Here is a 16,330-nt window from a genome sequence, read left to right as displayed (position 1 = left end):
ACGGGCACCGAGCCCGTTCCGTGACCGGCGGGCGAAAACTCCTCGCCCGGAACGGAAACTCTGAGTGTCCGACGAGCGTCTTACAATCAGGTCTCGAATCGTCGGCGGACGTTGTGATTCCGGGGTGTCGGCCGTGAGACAGTGCCGCTTCACCGCCCCTGGAAACCGAACGGAGCCTTGATGAAGATCTCCTTCCTCATACATACGGTCTACGGCATCGGCGGCACCATCCGCACCACGGTGAACCTCGCCGAGGAGCTGGCCGTCCGGCATGAGGTGGAGATCGTCTCGGCGTTCCGACACCGCGACGTCCCGTTGTTCCCGATCGACCCGCGGGTCAAGCTGTCGTACCTGGTCGACACCCGCCCCAAGTCGCCGACGTACGAGAAGGGCCACCCCGACCACCAGCAGCCCGCCGAGCACTTCCCCCGGCACGAGGCCCGCTACAAGGAGTACAGCAAGCTCACCGACGAGCGGGTGCGCGCCCACTACGCCGACTCGGACGCCGACGTGGTCATCGGCACCCGCCCCGGCCTCGTCGCCTACCTCGCCCAGTTCGCCCCTCAGAACGCGGTGCTCATCGGTCAGGAGCACATGACGTTCAACCACCACAAGGCGGCGCTGAAGGAAGAGCTGCGTCCGCACCTGGAGGCGATGGACGCCTTCGTGACCGTCTCCGAGGGCGACGCCGCGGTGTGGCGCGAGCAGATGCCGCTGCCCGACACCCGGCTGCTCTGCATCCCCAACAGCGTCCCCGGGCCCCTCCTCGCCCCCGCCGACCTCTCGCAGAAGCTGGTCGTCGCCGCCGGTCGGCTGTCCAAGGAGAAGCAGTACGACGTGCTGCTGAAGGCGTTCGCCAAGGTCGTCGCCGTCCACCCCGACTGGTCCCTGCGGATCTGCGGCTGGGGCCCGGACCGGGACCGGATCCGCCGCGTCCTGCACCGGCTGCGGCTGCACAACAGCGTCCAGCTCATGGGCCCCCGCTCACCGATCGAGCCCGAGTGGGTCAAGGGCTCCATCGCCGTCTCCACCTCCCGCCAGGAGTCCTTCGGCATGACGCTCGTCGAGGCGATGCGCTGCGGACTGCCCCTGATCAGCACCGACTGCGACTACGGCCCCCGCGAGATCGTCAAGGACGGCGAGGACGGCCTGCTGGTCCCCGTCGGCGACGTCAACGCCGTCGCCGCCTCCCTGCTGAAGCTGATCGAGGACGAGCCCCTGCGCCGCACCATGGCCGAGGCCGCCCTGCGCAACTCCCGCCGTTACGACCCCGCCGCCGTCGCCAAGCAGTACGCGGACCTCTTCGCCGAGCTCGGCGCCGGGTCCGCCCAGCGCAGCCGCTCCTTCCTCTCCTCGACCGCGAGCGCCCCGGAGCCGTCCCCGACCCCGGTCGCGGACTGCGTCGCCGAGGCGGACGGCTCCCTGACCGTCACCGTCGTCTCGCCCGAAGCCGCCGCGCTCAAGCACCCCGGGCTCCAGCTCGTGTGGACGCACAGCGAGGGAGCGGCCGACGAGCGGGCGTACGCCCTCGCGCCGAACGGCACCTCCGTCGTCCCGGCCGGCGAGGACTTCGCGGACGGCCTGTGGGTGTGCCACACCGACAGCCCGGTCACCGGCCGTCGCACCGAGGTGATCGCCCGCTCCGTCGACCAGCGCGGCGCGATGAACGTCGCCGAGCGGATGCGCACCGACTGCGGCGTGCGGCACGTCGTTCCGTACCGCCAGCAGTTCGAGCACCGGCTGGTGCTGCGCTCCTGGGTCCGCCCGGTGCACGTGGAGTCCGGTGACGTCACGGTCCTGGAGCGCCGGCTGAGCACCGTCGTCGAGCGCCGGCTGGCGCTGACCGGGCGCATCGTCGGGCCCGTCGAGCCGTCCGGCGAGCCCACCCTGGTGCTGCGCCGCGCCGGCACCGGCAGACCTGCGGCCACCGCGGACACGGCGCCGGACGCCACCGCCACCACCACCGTCTCCGGCGACGAGATCACCTTCCACGGCACCCGCGAGGGCACCCGCGGCTTCTCGGCGATCATCGACTGCGAGTCCGTCGCGGCCCTCCAGCGCACCGGCGACGAGCGGTGGGAGCTGTGGTTGCGCTTCGCCCCCGACCACGAGCCCGTGCAGCTCGCCCGGCTCCTTGACGACGTAGTCCAGAAGAGTGATGTCCGGGTCTATCCCGAAGTGCTGGTGCACAAGCAGCGCCCCCTGCTCTTCGCCCGACGGGTGATCCGACGGCTGCGCAGGCAGGACCAGCGCCTGGTGAAGCTGCGACTCGCCTTCGACGACACGAACCACCTCGTGCTGCGGGTGCAGGACCGATGACCAGCCCCGCCCCGCTCCACCCCCCGCTCCACCCTCACCGTCACTCTCCGTGCGCCCCGACTTCACGACCCCTCCACGAAAATCGTGGCGTAGTTGTACACAGTGTGAAATCACAGTGTCTTCATAGTGTTTGGCAGGCCGTACCCACCTTGCGAGACGGTCACGCAGAGTGCGACCATCGCCCCGTTCCCCACTTCCTCCAAGGTAGGTCTCCCTGTGTCCGCACCGCGTGAAGCCAAGCCCCGTACCACGGCAGTCGTGCTCGCGGGTGGCACCGGCCAAAGAGTGGGACTCGCGATCCCGAAGCAGCTGCTGAAGATCGCGGGCAAGGCCGTCATCGAGCACACGCTGACCACCTTCGAGCAGGCCGACTCCGTCGACGAGGTGATCGTCCTGATGGCGCCCGGCTTCGTGCCGGACGTCGAGCGGATCGTCGCCAAGGCCGGGCTCACCAAGGTCCGCCGGGTCATCGAGGGCGGCGCGACGCGCAACGAGACCACCCGCCGCGCGATCGCCGCCATCGGCGAGGGGCTCGCGGACGGCGAGGACCCGAACGTCCTCTTCCACGACGCCGTCCGACCGCTGCTGTCCCAGCGGGTCATCCAGGACTGCGTCGACGCGCTCGACCGCTACCAGGCCGTGGACGTGGCGATCCCGTCCGCGGACACCATCATCGTCACCCGCACCCACGGCGAGGACGGCGAGTTCATCACCGACGTGCCGGACCGCTCCCGGCTGCGCCGCGGCCAGACCCCGCAGGCGTTCAAGCTCTCCACCATCCGCCGGGCGTACGAGGTCGCCGCCGGCGACCCCAACTTCCAGGCCACCGACGACTGCTCCGTGGTGCTGAAGTACCTGCCGGACGTGCCGATCCACGTCGTCGCCGGCGACGAGTACAACATGAAGGTCACCCAGCCGGTCGACGTCTTCATCGCCGACAAGCTCTTCCAGCTCGCCTCCACCGCCGCCCCCCGTCAGGCCGACGAGGCCGCGTACCGCGAGCTGCTCGACGGCCGCACGCTGGTCGTCTTCGGCGGCTCGTACGGCATCGGCGCGGACATCGCCGCACTGGCCGAGACGTACGGCGCGAAGGTGTACGCCCTCGGCCGCTCCACCACCGGCACCCACGTGGAGAACCCGGAGCACATCGACGACGCCCTCTCCCGCGCCTACGCGGAGACCGGCCGCATCGACTACGTCATCAACACCGCGGGCGTCCTGCGCATCGGCAAGCTGGCCGAGACCGACAACAGCACCATCCAAGAAGCCCTCCAGGTCAACTACCTGGCGCCGGTCCAGATCGCCCGGGCCTCCTACAAGTACCTGGCGGAGACCAAGGGGCAGCTGCTCCTGTACACCTCCTCCAGCTACACCCGCGGTCGCGCCGAGTACAGCCTGTACTCCTCCACCAAGGCCGCCATGGTGAACCTCACCCAGGCCCTCGCCGACGAGTGGGCCGGCGACGGCATCCGGGTCAACTGCGTCAACCCCGAGCGGACCGCGACCCCGATGCGCACCAAGGCGTTCGGCACCGAGCCCGCGGGCTCCCTGCTCTCCTCCGAGGCCGTCGCCCGGACCTCCCTCGACGTCCTGCTGTCGGAGCTGACCGGCCACGTCATCGACGTGCGCCAGCAGGACCCGACCCGCGGTGCGAGCGAAGCGTCCGACTTCGAGCAGGCGCTCGCCGCGGTCCTCGATCGCGAGGGGGACATGTGACGCCCTGACCGCGTCCCCCGCCCTGCCCGTCCCACCCCAGCCCTTCCGTCCCGTCCTCCGCCTCATTTGCTTGTGCTCGTGTGAGATCGACCCGCACCGTTTGGAGCAGGTTCCCCGTGATTTCGACCGTCATTCGTCTGGTACGCGTCGGCAGCAAGTCCGAGTTGGTCGCAGCCCTCCTCATCGGACTCGGCTACCCCGCCGCCATGCTCGGTGCGCTCCTGCCGAGCATCCCGGTCTTCGTGGGCTCGGCCGCCGTGACCTACGCGGCGGACGCTTACCTGCACCACAGAGGCAGCTATCTGCTCAACCGCCTCAACAAGGTCCGGGTCGGCCTCCCGATCCGCTTCCTGCTGCGCCAGCTCCTGGTCGTGCTGCTGCTCGCCCGCGAAGGGCTCGCCGAGACCTCGCTCTTCTACACCGCGGTCGCCGGGTTCCTCGTCTTCTACGGCCTCCAGGCCCCGCACGGCGCGCTGACGACCCTGATCCGGCTGCGCCGCACCCTGCCGGTGGTCACCCGCAACGTGGACCTGCACGGCGTACGGATCCCGGACGCCCCGCCGCGGCTGCTGATGCGCCGCTCCGCAGAGAAGATGCTCCACCTCGACCTGCCCGCCATGGCCGGCGTCCTGGTCGCCGCCGCCACCGGCACGTACGCCCTCGGATACGCCGGCGTCGCCGTCAGCGTCGCCCTCGGGCTGCTCTACACCGCGGTCCTGGTGCCCTGTCTGCGCAACCGCCGGGTGCCGGCCGCCGCCGCCGTGCTGAAGGCCGTGAACACCTGGCTGCGCGAGTACCGGCCCACCGTCGTCCTGTACTTCTCGGGCGGCAGCGAGTCGGCGTACCAGGTCAACATGTGGCTGGAGACCATGGAGCAGGTCGACGGCCGCCCGCTGATCCTGATGCGCGAGCGCGACCTGGTGTCCAAGCTCAACGTGACCACCGTGCCCGTGCTGTGCGTCCCCGGCGGCACCCACACCATGAACCTGGACCTGTCCACGGTCCGCGTCGCGCTCTACCCCGCCAACGTCGGCAAGAACATCCACATGCTGCGCCAGCCCGGCATGAAGCACGTCTTCATCGGCCACGGCGACAGCGACAAGCTCGCCAGCGTCAACCCGTTCAGCAAGGCGTACGACGAGGTGTGGACGGCCGGCCGGGCGGGTCGCGACCGGTACGCCCTCGCGGACGTCGGGGTGCGCGACGAGGACGTCGTCGAGGTCGGACGCCCCCAGCTCGCCCCCATCCAGACCTGGACGGGCACCCCGAAGAACCCCGTTCCGACGGTCCTGTACGCGCCCACCTGGGAGGGCTGGGACGACAACCCGGGCAACACCTCCCTGCTGCTCGCCGGCGAGAACATCGTCCGTCGACTGCTGACCGCCGAGCAGCCGGTCCGCCTCGTCTACAAGCCGCACCCCTTCACCGGCATCCGCAAGAAGGAGGCCAAGGCCGTCCACGAGCGGATCGTCGCCATGGTGAAGAAGGCCGCGGCCGAGCGCGGCAGCGACCCGCGCTGGGCCGCAGAGGTCGCCGCTTCGGCGTCGGACCGCGAGAAGGCGCGCGGCGAGCTGGCCGCGATCGAGGCGGAGCTCGCGGCGCTGACCAAGCCGGGGCGCGCCGGCGGCGACGAGGCCGAGCAGTCCCGGGTGTCGCTGGCCGACCCGGTGAAGCTGGAGCGCATCGCGACGCTGCGGGCCGGGTGGAACGACGCGTACTGGCGCTCGGTCGGCTGGTGGGAGCACCGGATCGTGACCGGTCCGGAGCCGCGCCTCTACGACTGCTTCAACGAGTCCGACGCCATGGTCTCCGACATCTCCAGCGTCGTCTCGGACTTCATGGCCAGCGGCAAGCCCTACGCCGTGACGGACTCCGCGGGCGTCGGCGCCGACGAGTTCCAGCGGCAGAACACCGCGGCACGGGCCGCCGTCGTCCTCACCAACGACGCGCAGGACCTGGACCGGCTGCTGGCCGCGGTCGCCTCCCCGGACCGGGACGTGCTCGCGGGCGCCCGGCGCGAGCTGAAGCAGTACCTCCTCGGGCCGGACCGCCCCACCTCGATGGAGCGCTTCAACGCGGCCGTACGGACCCTCCAGACCGTCGCCGAGGCCCGCAACCGGCGCGTGGAGCAGCGCATCGGCGAGCAGGCGGGCGCGCCGCTGCTGCCGGGCTCCGCCGGCCGGGCACCGCACGGCACGGCCACCGGCGCCGGAGCCGAGCGCGGCGAGGGAGCCGAGGGCAGCGACACCGACGAGACCAACGGCACGGAGGCGCGACTGGCGCGCTGAGGCGCGGTCGTACGGAGGTGCCCGGGGCCCGTGGGGGAGTCGTCCCCCACGGGCCCCGGGCTTTCCCGTACGCGTCCGGTCGCGGTGTGCTGCCGGACCCGGCGGTGTCCAGCGGAGCCAGGGGGTCCAGCGGTGTCCAGCGGATGAAATGCCGGGGCGCCGGGACCGTGCCCTGGCATAGATTCGGTCCGTGACAGTGGCTAGACAGCAGGTAGTGCAGGCCCGCAGGATCGTCGTCAAGGTCGGTTCGTCCTCCCTGACCACCGCTTCGGGCGGACTCGACGCCGACCGGGTGGACGCCCTGGTCGACGTCCTCGCCAAGGTCCGCAGCGGCGGGGAGAAGGAGATCGTGCTGGTCTCCTCCGGGGCGATCGCCGCCGGGCTCGCCCCGCTCGGCCTCGCCCGCCGCCCCAAGGACCTCGCCCGCCAGCAGGCCGCCGCCAGCGTCGGCCAGGGCCTGCTGGTGGCCCGCTACACCGCGTCCTTCGCCCGGTACGGCGTACGCGTCGGCCAGGTGCTGCTCACCAGCGACGACACCAGCCGCCGGGCCCACTACCGCAACGCCTACCGGACCCTGGACCAGCTCCTCACCATGGGCGCGCTCCCGGTGATCAACGAGAACGACACCGTGGCCACCGACGAGATCAGGTTCGGCGACAACGACCGGCTCGCGTCCCTGGTCGCCCATCTCGTCCGCGCCGACCTGCTCGTCCTGCTTTCGGACGTGGACGGGCTCTACGACGGGGACCCGGCGAAGCCGGGCGCCACCCGGGTCGACGAGGTGCGCGGCCCCGCTGACATCGAGCACGTCCAGATCGGCAGCGCGGGCCGGGCGGGCGTCGGCACCGGCGGCATGGTCACCAAGGTCGAGGCCGCCCGGATCGCCACCGCCGCCGGGGTGCCCGTGGTCCTCACCTCCGCCGTCAGCGTTGCCGACGCCCTCGCCGGCCGCGCCACCGGCACGTACTTCCACAGCACCGGCCGGCGCTCCGCCGACCGGCTGCTGTGGCTCGCCCACGCCTCCACGCCGCGCGGCGCCCTGGTCCTCGACGACGGCGCGGTGCGGGCGGTGGTGGAGGGCCGCAAGTCGCTGCTGCCGGCCGGAATCGCGGCCGTCGAGGGCGAGTTCACCGCGGGGGACCCGGTCGAGCTGCGCGACACGGCGGGCCGTCCGGTGGCCCGCGGGCTGGTGAACTTCGACGCCAGGGAACTCCCGCGACTCCTCGGCCGCTCCACCCGCGACCTCGCACAGGAACTCGGTCCGGCATACGAGAGAGAAGTCGTACACAGGGACGATCTGGTCGTCCTGCACCCCTGAATCGGCTGAAACTGCCGTCAACCAACAGGGACCTTTACTAAAACCGCCCCACGTCCCGTCCGGGACTGGTCAACTTTGTTGCGGGGGGTCGGACGGGGGTCCCGCCGCGCGCCGGGGCGCGGGCAGGGCAGAGCACCAGGACACATGCAAACAGGAGGCCGCTGGTGACACGAGCGCGCCCAGGGGACTTGTCCCGAGGGAACGATGGCGTCCCCCGTCTGCGCGGGTTGGCGGGCGGGGAGCGGTCCGCGGCCCTCGACGCCGCCGCGGCCACGGTCGCGGCCAGGGGCACGGCGACGGCCCGGTCCGAGCGGACCCTGACGAGCGTCGACGCGTCCGGGGGCGGCCCCCGCGACGGCCGGCGCGAGGACGGCGGTGCCGGCGGCGGGGACGAGGGCAGCCAGTCGAAGCTGTGGCACATCACGCTCAGCGTCTCCGGGGCGCAGGCGCCGCTCACGGAGGTCCGGCGGGGCCTGGAGCAGTTGGCGCACGACCATCCGTTCCTGCTGACCAGCCGGTACGCCAACGACCACGCCGAGATCCGGTACTGGGAAGAGGCCCGCGACCTGCACGACGCGGCAGCGGTGGCCCTGCGGCTGTGGGGCGAGCACCGCTCGTCGGCGAAGCTGCCGCCGTGGACGATCGTCGGCCTGGAGGTCATCGACCGCCAGACGTACCACCAGCGCATCGCGGAGGGGTACGGCCCGCCGCCGGCGTCCCCCGTCGGCATCCACCCGTTCTAGGTTCCGGGGCGGCGGGCGGGGCGTCTCGGAGTGCGGGATGTGGGAGGGGTCGTTCCGCCCGGCGCACTACCCTGCGGGTATGACGACGTCATCGCCGCTCTCGCCGTACGACAACCTCTCCCCGGTCGCCCGGGCCGCCTACCGTGCCCGAGCCGCTGCCGCCGACATCGCGCCCCTGCCGCGCTCGGCGAAGGACGACGCGCTGCTGGCGATCGCGGACGCCCTGGAGGTCCGTGCGAACGAGATCGTTTCAGCCAATGCCGAGGACGTCGCACGGGCCCGCGAGGCGGGCACCAGCGAGTCGATCGTCGACCGGCTGACCCTCACGCCCGAGCGGGTGCGGGCCATCGCGCACGACGTGCGGGACGTCGCGGCGCTGCCCGACCCGGTCGGCGAGGTGGTGCGCGGCTCGACCCTCCCGAACGGCATCGACCTGCGCCAGGTCCGCGTCCCCCTCGGCGTCGTCGGGATCATCTACGAGGCCCGGCCGAACGTCACGGTGGACGCCGCCGCGCTCTGCCTCAAGTCCGGCAACGCCGTCCTGCTCCGCGGCTCCTCCTCCGCGTACTCCTCCAACACCGCGCTGGTGCGGGTCATCCGCGACGCGGTCGGCGGCTCGGGGCTGCCGGCGGACGCGGTGCAGCTGGTGCCGGGCGAGTCCCGCGACTCCGTGCAGGAGCTGATGCGCGCCCGCGGTCTGGTGGACGTCCTGATCCCGCGCGGCGGCGCCGGGCTGATCCAGACCGTGGTGACCGAGTCCACCGTCCCGGTCATCGAGACCGGCACGGGCAACTGCCACGTGTACGTGGACGCGGACGCCGACCTCGACATGGCGGTGTCCATCCTGATCAACTCCAAGGCGCAGCGACCCAGCGTCTGCAACGCCGCGGAGTCCCTCCTGGTCCACCGGGACATCGCCGACGCCTTCCTGCCGCGGGCGCTGGACGCCCTGGCCGAGGCCGGGGTGACCGTCCACGGCGACGAGCGGGTGCTGGGGTACGCGGCCGACAGCAAGGCCACGGTGGTCGAGGCCACCCCGGACGACTGGGAGACGGAGTACCTGTCGTACGACATCGCCGCGGCCGTGGTGGACTCGCTGGACGCGGCGGTGGCCCACATCCGGCTGTGGTCCTCGGGCCACACCGAGGCGATCGTGACCTCCTCGCAGGCCGCGGCCCGACGGTTCACCCAATTGGTGGACTCGACCACGGTCGCCGTGAACGCCTCCACCCGCTTCACGGACGGCGGCCAGTTCGGCTTCGGTGCGGAGATCGGCATCTCCACGCAGAAGCTGCACGCCCGGGGGCCGATGGGGCTGCCGGAGCTGACCTCAACGAAGTACATCGTGACCGGCGACGGCCACACCCGCTGACGGCCCGCGCCGTCCCCGGGTGCATCAGGGGTGCACCTGGGGACGCTTCTGCCGGGGTCGCTTCGGCGGGGAGGGCGGGCGCCGGCAGCGGTGGGGAGTCGGCCACGCTCGCGGCGGACTTCTTCCGCCGTCTGCCCAAACCCACCGCCCAGGTCTACTCTGAAGGCGTGCCGGACGACGTGGGGGGCAGGCCGTTCCCGGACGGCTCGGAGCCTGACGACGACCGCGGAGGCGCGGACGAGGACTTCGCCTCCGTGGTGTTCGACGAGGACTTCGTCAGGGCGGCCGAGGTCCACGAGCCGACCGCCGTCGAGCGACTGCTGGCCGCGGCCCAGGCCAGGGCGGAGGCCGAGGCCGCCCGCGCCGGCGCGGGGATGGGCGCCCCGGACGACGACCCCTATCCAGACGGCTACGACGCGTACGGCCGCGACCGGCCCCGTGGCCCCGACGGCGCCCCCGACGACGGCTGGTCCGCCAACTACAGCCCCTACGACGGCGCCCTGCGGCCCTACCGCAGCACCGCACGCTGGCACCGGCCCGTCGCCTGGGTGCTGGCCCTGCTGATGGGGATCGGGATGGTCGCCCTCGCCTTCACCGCGGTCTACCGGGGCGCCGCCGGCAACCGCCAGGACCAGGTCCCGACGCCCGCGACGACCGGCGTGGACAGCACCCGGTCCACCCCCGGAGCCGGCGCCGGCACCCCCGGCCCGCCCGGCTCCGCCGCCGACCCGAACGCCCTGCGGGACCGCGTGGCCGTCTCGTCCGCGGCACCCGACCGCCCCGCCGCAGCGGTCCCGCCGGACCCGCACACCCCCTGACCTGTACCGCCCGGCCCGCACGCCGGCGCACCACTCGACACCGAGTGACGGCTCGTCAAACTTTGCCCTGCGCAGGGGCGTTTACTGAACGGCCGGCAGACCTACCCTGAAGGTATGGCTGGGCGCGGAGACCCGCCCGGGGAGACCCCCGGAGGGACACCCGAGGGGCCTCCCGGCGACGGGGAGGACGAGTACCGATCCGTCGTCTTCGACGAATCGTTCGTACGCGCTGCCCGGCTCCAGGAGTACTCGGCGCGGGAGCGCTACGGCAGCCCCGCCCGCGCCGTCCGCACCCTCCCGGCCTGGCACAACAGCCCCCGCCGAAGCGGCGGTGCCCTTTCCGCACTCGTCCTCGCACTGCTGATCGCCATCGCCTTCGGCACCGTGATCTACCTGGGCGTACGCCACCCCCACCGCTCCCCGGTCAGCCAGCGGGCCGACCCCCTGCGGATCTCGATGATCCCGCTCGTCCCCGCCGGCGCCGTGCCCGGTGGGACCCCCGAGGAGCTGTATCGCAACAGCCCAGCCGCCCAGCACCGCATCGGCGCCGCCGGCATCACCCTGCCCGGCGCCCGGCGCACCGGGAGCTTCTCCGAGAGCGACGTGCTGGCCGCGCTCACCATCGCCAAGAACTACCTCGTGGTCTCCTCGCTCTATCCGGAGGTGCTCACGGGCGGGGCCGTCCGCCCGGTGCGGGTCCTGCTCGACCCCGATCAGTTCGACCAGTTCGACCGGAGCATGGCCACCCCGGCGCCCGACGGCCGCCACGCGGCCACGGGTTGGCTGATCCGCTTCGACCCGGCGAAGGTCGCACTGGCGGACCCCGGGGTCCGGGTCCAGGGCACGCTCAGCTACTCGATGGCCGGGTCGGACGCCCTGGAGGTGACCTCCAACCACTCCTTCACCTACGCCCTGCGCCCCGTGGAGCCCCCGGGCGCGACCCCGGCACCCGGCCCGGCGACGACGGCCGACCCGACGACTCCGCCCGCTGGCTCGTGGCGGCAGGAAGGCTCGGCGGGCACCGACCAGCGGGTGGATCCGGCGGACCGGGGCGCCTCGCTCTTCGTCGTCCGTCGTGAGCTGCGGCTTCGCTTCGACCACGACGACCTGCCGCACCGCCGGGCCGAACTCGTCTCCAGCAACATCCAGGCGGGCCCTCAGAGCTGCACCCATGACGGCTCCGGCACCCTGCGGCCCCTGCTGGCCGGTCAGCGAGCGGCCCTCGGGGTCCCGGCCGGGACGGACCCGTACACCACGGCCGAGCCGACGACGGCGCTGTGCGGCTCGCTCTCCCCAGCGGCCCAACCGTCCCCCACCCGCTCCCGCCCCTGACGCCCCCGCCCTCGGCCTCCGCTCCGGCCCCGGCCCCGGTTCCGGGCCGGAACCGGGGCCGGACGCCACGGACCGGACCGGACGACGGGGAGGGTGGGGCGGGGTGTGGAGGCCGGAGCCGGGCCCGGGGCCAGGGAGGTGTCGTCAGCCTTCGCTGCCGGCGCTACCGCTGCCCGAGCCGCCGGTGTCCTTGCTGCCGGTGTCCGAGCCGCCGGCATCCTTGCCACCCGCGGACGAGCCGCCGCGGCTGCCGTTGCCCGCGAACTTGTCGCGGAGCTTGCCGCCGAGGTCGCCCGCGCCGCCGGCTATGTCGCCGACCAGCTTCATCAGGGGATCCTTGCTGGTGCGCACCGTGTCCGCGTAGTGGGAGGCGGACTCGCGGAAGGAGTCCGTCACCGAGGTGTCCTTGTCCTCGTCGCGCTTGGGGTAGTGGCCGTCCATGATGCGCTGGAAGTCGCGGCTTTCGGCCCACTTCTTCAGCTCCGCGGCGCGGACCGTGGTGAACGGGTGCGAGCGGGGCAGCACGTTCAGGATCTTCAGCACGGAGTCGCGCAGGTCGCCGCCGGCCTCGTACTCCTCGGCCTGCTTCAGGAAGGCGTCCACGTTCATCTCGTGGAGGTGGTTGCCACCGGCGATCTTCATCAGACCGCGCATGGACGCCTGGAGGTCCTGTCCCACCAACAGCCCCGCGCGGTCCGCGGACAGCTCCGACTTGCGGAACCACTCGCGCAGTGCCGTGACGATGGCCATGATCGCCACATTGCCCAGCGGCACCCAGGCGATCTTCAGCGCCAGGTTCGTCAGGAACAACAGGATCGTGCGGTAGACGGAGTGGCCCGACAGGGCGTGGCCCACCTCGTGGCCCACGACGGCCCGCATCTCCTCCTCGTCCAGGAGCTCCACCAGACCCGTGGTCACCACGATGATGGGCTCGTCCAGGCCGATGCACATGGCATTGGGGCGCGGGTCCTGCGTCACGTACATCGCAGGGACCTTCTCCAGGTCGAGGATGTAACAGGCGTCCCGCAACATGGCGTGCAGATGGGCGAACTGGGCGTCGCTCACCCGAACGGAATCGGAGAGGAAGAGGAGGCGCAGACTGCGCTCCGGCAGCAGTCCGCTCAGCGCCTTGAAGACGGTGTCGAAGCCGCTGAGCTTGCGCAGGGCGACCAGCGCCGAGCGGTCCGCGGGATGCTCGTACGCCCGGGAGGAGATGCCCGGGAAGCGGCGGCGCTGCCTGCTCGGCACGTTCTCTTGACTGCTTTCGGTCATTCCAGCCCCCTGTGTGAACCGATGGTGCATGTGATGGTGCTCATGTGCGTCTGTGCTCGTATGCGTCCGTACTCGTGTACGTCCGTGCGCATGCGACGGCTGTGCGAACGGACGGCTCGCCCCCCTGACGACCTCCAGCCTAGGCGCTGGCGTCCAGGTCCGCCGAAGCCTGTGGATAACTCCGGATCGCCGCTCGCCGAGGGGTGTTGGCCCCCGAAATCCACCGGTCGCCCCGTCCGTTCTCCACCCGCCGGCACCGCATGGACGGCACCGTGACAACGACAACGTCTGAGTCGGCGTGAGCGTGCCCGACCCGCCCGCATACGATGTGCCCGAAGTCTCTCCGCCCCGCAACCGATCGATTGGTCCCGCTGAAGATGAGCCTCACAAGCACTGCTGCCGACCTGGTCACCCTTGCCGAGGGTGGCGGTCACGAAAGCCTGAGCCCGCTCCTGATCGGCGCCTGCGCCCTCGCCGCGCTGCTCCTGTTGCTGTGGATCACGACCCGCTTCAACCGCGACCGCTGAGTCCCGACCGGGCGGTCCGCACGAACGTGCCAGTAGGCTCTGCACGCATGGGAGAGCAGGAAGTGGCCAATGGAGCCGGGCCCGGTGCCTCGGGCCCCGGCCCGGCCCGTCGTCGACTCGGCGTCATGGGCGGGACGTTCGACCCGATCCACCACGGCCACCTGGTGGCGGCCAGTGAGGTGGCCGCCCTGTTCCACCTCGACGAGGTGGTGTTCGTGCCGACGGGGCAGCCGTGGCAGAAGACCCACAAGACCGTGTCCCCGCCCGAGGACCGCTACTTGATGACGGTCATCGCCACGGCGTCCAACCCCCAGTTCTCGGTGAGCCGGATCGACATCGACCGGCCCGGCCCGACGTACACCATCGACACCCTGCGGGACCTGCACGCCCTCAACGCGGACTCCGACCTCTTCTTCATCACCGGAGCCGACGCGCTCTCCCAGATCCTCGGTTGGCGGGACGCCTCCGAGTTGTTCTCGCTCGCCCACTTCATCGGGGTGACGCGTCCGGGCCACGACCTGACGGACGACGGGCTCCCCGAGGGCAAGGTCTCCCTGGTGGAGGTCCCCGCGCTGGCGATCTCCTCGACCGACTGCCGGGCGAGGGTCGCCCAGGGGGATCCGGTCTGGTACCTGGTGCCGGACGGTGTCGTGCGCTACATCGACAAGCGCCAGTTGTACCGCGGCGACTGAGCCGCGGAGAGGGGCCCCGGTGAACGACCAGCAGCAGCCTCAGCCGTACGACCCGTATTACCCACCTCCGCAGATCATCGGTTACGACGAGTACGGGCAGCCGGTCTATCAGCAGCCCCAGCCCCAACAACACCAGCAGCACTCCGGGTACGACACGTACGCCTCACAGCAGTACGGCTACGACCCCTACGGGCAGCAACAGCCGCAGCAGCCCCACGACGCGCAGCCGGGCCAGGCTCAGGGTCAGGCCCCGGGGCATGCGTACGGCTACGACGCCCCCGCTCCCGCGACCCCAGACGCCTACGCTTCCGACCCCTACGCCACCGGGAGCTACGACGCCGGCGGCTATCCCACCGCCGGCTACGCCCCTGAGGCCCCCGCCGCGTATGACTACGACACCGGCCAGCAGCCCGCCGTCGACACCACCCAGCAGTGGAGCGTCCCCCCGCAGCAGGCCGCGCCCCACCAGCGCCCCGAGGCGTTCGAGGGGGCTGCGCCGGCCGAGAGCCCTCTTTCCGTGCCCGGCCAGCGCCGGGCGGGGGACGAGGGCGCGGAAGAGCGCGATTACCGCACCGAGCAGTTCTCCTTCATCGAGGAGAACGGCGAGTCCGAAGACGTCATCGACTGGCTGAAGTTCACCGAGAGCCGCTCCGAGCGGCGCGAGGAGGCCAGGCGCCGCGGTCGGTTCCGGGTCATCGCGCTCGCCGTCGTGCTCGCGCTCTTCGCCGTGGGCGGCGTCGGCTACCTCTGGGCCGCCGGCAAGCTGCCCGGCCTGTCCGACGACGGCGAGAAGAGCTCGGCCGGCGGCCCGCAGAAGCGCGACGTCATCGTGGTGCACCTGCACAACACCAAGAAGAAGGGCACGTCCACCGTGCTCCTCGTCGACAACGTCACCGCCGGCCGGGGCACCACGGTGCTGCTCCCGAACGCCCTCGGCGTCGCCGGCGAGGACGGCGCGGCCAGCACCCTGGGCAAGTCCGTCGAGGAGGACGGCTCGGCCGGCACCCGCGAGGCCGTCGGCGCCCTCCTCGGTGCGAAGATCAGCGGTACGTGGCGGCTCGACACCCCCTTCCTGGAGAACCTGGTCGAACTCGTCGGCTCCATCGACCTGACGACGGACACCGAGGTCCCCGGCGAGAAGAAGGGCGCCGCCCCGCTGGTGAGCAAGGGCGAGAACCAGACGCTGAACGGCCGCGCGGCCGTCGCGTACGCCACCCACCTCGGCCCCAAGGAGTCCGAGGCGCAGCAGCTCCAGCGCTTCGGCCAGGTCATGCTGGGCGTGCTGAAGAAGTTCCCGAGCGACGCGCAGTCCGCGACGGTCACCGTGGAGACCCTGGCGCAGATCCTTGACCCCTCGCTGACGGAGAAGGACCTCGGGGCCTCCCTCGCCAAGCTCGCCGACCACGCCAAGGGCGGCGACCACACCACGACGCTGCTGCCCGTCCAGCCGGACGGCACCCTCAGCGAGCAGGCGTCCGTCGATGTCGTCAAGAACGTCCTGGGCGGCTCCGTGACCGCCCCCGAACAGGGCGCGGCCGTCCGCGTCGGCATCAGGAACGCCACCGGGGAGGCCGCGGCCACCGAGAAGGCCCGGATCTCGCTGGTGAACGCCGGCTACGCGGTCGTCGACGGCGGCAAGGCGGACACCGCCGACGCATCCCAGGTCACCTACGGTGACGAGGGGCGGAAGGCGGAGGCGGCGGAGATCGCCAAGACGCTCGGCCTCCCGGCCGGCGCGGTGAAGCAGGGCAAGGCGCCCCCGAACGCCGACGTCAGCGTCGTCCTCGGCAAGGACTTCCGCACGGGGTGATCCACCGCACTCGCCGAGACGGCTGACCGACCGCGCCGACGGCCCCCTGTGGGCCCGGACCGGCCCTATTACGGGCCCGGCCCGGGCCTGCAAGGGGCCGTCAACAAAGGAGGCGGGGGTTGT

12 protein-coding genes are annotated in these 16,330 nt (G+C 71.9%); 11 read left to right on the top strand and 1 reads right to left on the bottom strand.

Going from position 1 to position 16,330, the window contains the following annotated elements:
* Positions 1–180: 180 nt before the first annotated feature.
* The 8 genes from ABZ842_RS05720 to ABZ842_RS05685 all read left to right on the top strand — a co-directional run bounded on the left by ABZ842_RS05720 (position 181) and on the right by ABZ842_RS05685 (position 11,906).
* Positions 181–2,319: a glycosyltransferase family 4 protein gene (locus ABZ842_RS05720; RefSeq protein WP_361532180.1), complete on the top strand. Its 2,139-nt coding sequence runs from the start codon at positions 181–183 to the stop codon at positions 2,317–2,319.
* Positions 2,320–2,535: 216 nt separating this feature from the next.
* A complete protein-coding gene (locus ABZ842_RS05715; protein ID WP_361532177.1) occupies positions 2,536–4,035 on the top strand; it encodes a bifunctional cytidylyltransferase/SDR family oxidoreductase in 1,500 nt (499 codons plus the stop codon).
* A gap of 116 nt (positions 4,036–4,151) precedes the next feature.
* Positions 4,152–6,323, top strand: a complete 2,172-nt coding sequence (locus tag ABZ842_RS05710; RefSeq protein WP_361532174.1) for a hypothetical protein — start codon at positions 4,152–4,154, stop codon at positions 6,321–6,323.
* Positions 6,324–6,513: 190 nt separating this feature from the next.
* Positions 6,514–7,641, top strand: coding sequence for a glutamate 5-kinase (gene proB / locus ABZ842_RS05705; RefSeq protein ID WP_361532171.1), 1,128 nt, complete (start codon positions 6,514–6,516; stop codon positions 7,639–7,641).
* A 227-nt stretch (positions 7,642–7,868) separates the two neighbouring features.
* Entirely contained in the window at positions 7,869–8,384 is a 516-nt protein-coding gene (locus ABZ842_RS05700) for a hypothetical protein (RefSeq protein ID WP_361532682.1), read from the top strand.
* A 79-nt stretch (positions 8,385–8,463) separates the two neighbouring features.
* Complete coding sequence (locus ABZ842_RS05695; protein WP_361532168.1) at positions 8,464–9,756, top strand: glutamate-5-semialdehyde dehydrogenase; 1,293 nt, start codon at positions 8,464–8,466, stop codon at positions 9,754–9,756.
* Positions 9,757–9,923: 167 nt separating this feature from the next.
* A complete protein-coding gene (locus ABZ842_RS05690; protein WP_361532165.1) occupies positions 9,924–10,574 on the top strand; it encodes a hypothetical protein in 651 nt (216 codons plus the stop codon).
* Between the two features lie 114 nt (positions 10,575–10,688).
* Positions 10,689–11,906, top strand: a complete 1,218-nt coding sequence (locus tag ABZ842_RS05685) for a hypothetical protein (RefSeq protein WP_361532162.1) — start codon at positions 10,689–10,691, stop codon at positions 11,904–11,906.
* Between the two features lie 144 nt (positions 11,907–12,050).
* Here the strand turns inward: ABZ842_RS05685 and ABZ842_RS05680 are convergent, their stop codons facing one another.
* Positions 12,051–13,178, bottom strand: a complete 1,128-nt coding sequence (locus ABZ842_RS05680; RefSeq protein WP_361532159.1) for a M48 family metallopeptidase — start codon at positions 13,176–13,178, stop codon at positions 12,051–12,053.
* 377 nt (positions 13,179–13,555) lie between these two features.
* On the opposite strand from ABZ842_RS05680, the gene ABZ842_RS05675 reads away from it, so the two are divergent.
* The 3 genes from ABZ842_RS05675 to ABZ842_RS05665 are packed head-to-tail and all read left to right on the top strand — an operon-like array spanning position 13,556 to position 16,207.
* Complete coding sequence (locus ABZ842_RS05675) at positions 13,556–13,705, top strand: hypothetical protein (protein ID WP_361532156.1); 150 nt, start codon at positions 13,556–13,558, stop codon at positions 13,703–13,705.
* Positions 13,706–13,752: 47 nt separating this feature from the next.
* Positions 13,753–14,397, top strand: a complete 645-nt coding sequence (nadD, locus tag ABZ842_RS05670) for a nicotinate-nucleotide adenylyltransferase (RefSeq protein ID WP_361532153.1) — start codon at positions 13,753–13,755, stop codon at positions 14,395–14,397.
* Positions 14,398–14,416: 19 nt separating this feature from the next.
* Positions 14,417–16,207, top strand: coding sequence for a LytR C-terminal domain-containing protein (locus tag ABZ842_RS05665; RefSeq protein WP_361532150.1), 1,791 nt, complete (start codon positions 14,417–14,419; stop codon positions 16,205–16,207).
* Positions 16,208–16,330: the final 123 nt, after the last annotated feature.

This window comes from Streptomyces sp. NPDC047315 (assembly GCF_040643215.1).
In the GTDB taxonomy this organism is placed as follows: Bacteria; Actinomycetota; Actinomycetes; order Streptomycetales; family Streptomycetaceae; genus Streptomyces.
The sequence above is the reverse complement of the archived record's forward strand: the minus strand, read 5'-3'. Positions and strand labels throughout refer to the sequence as shown.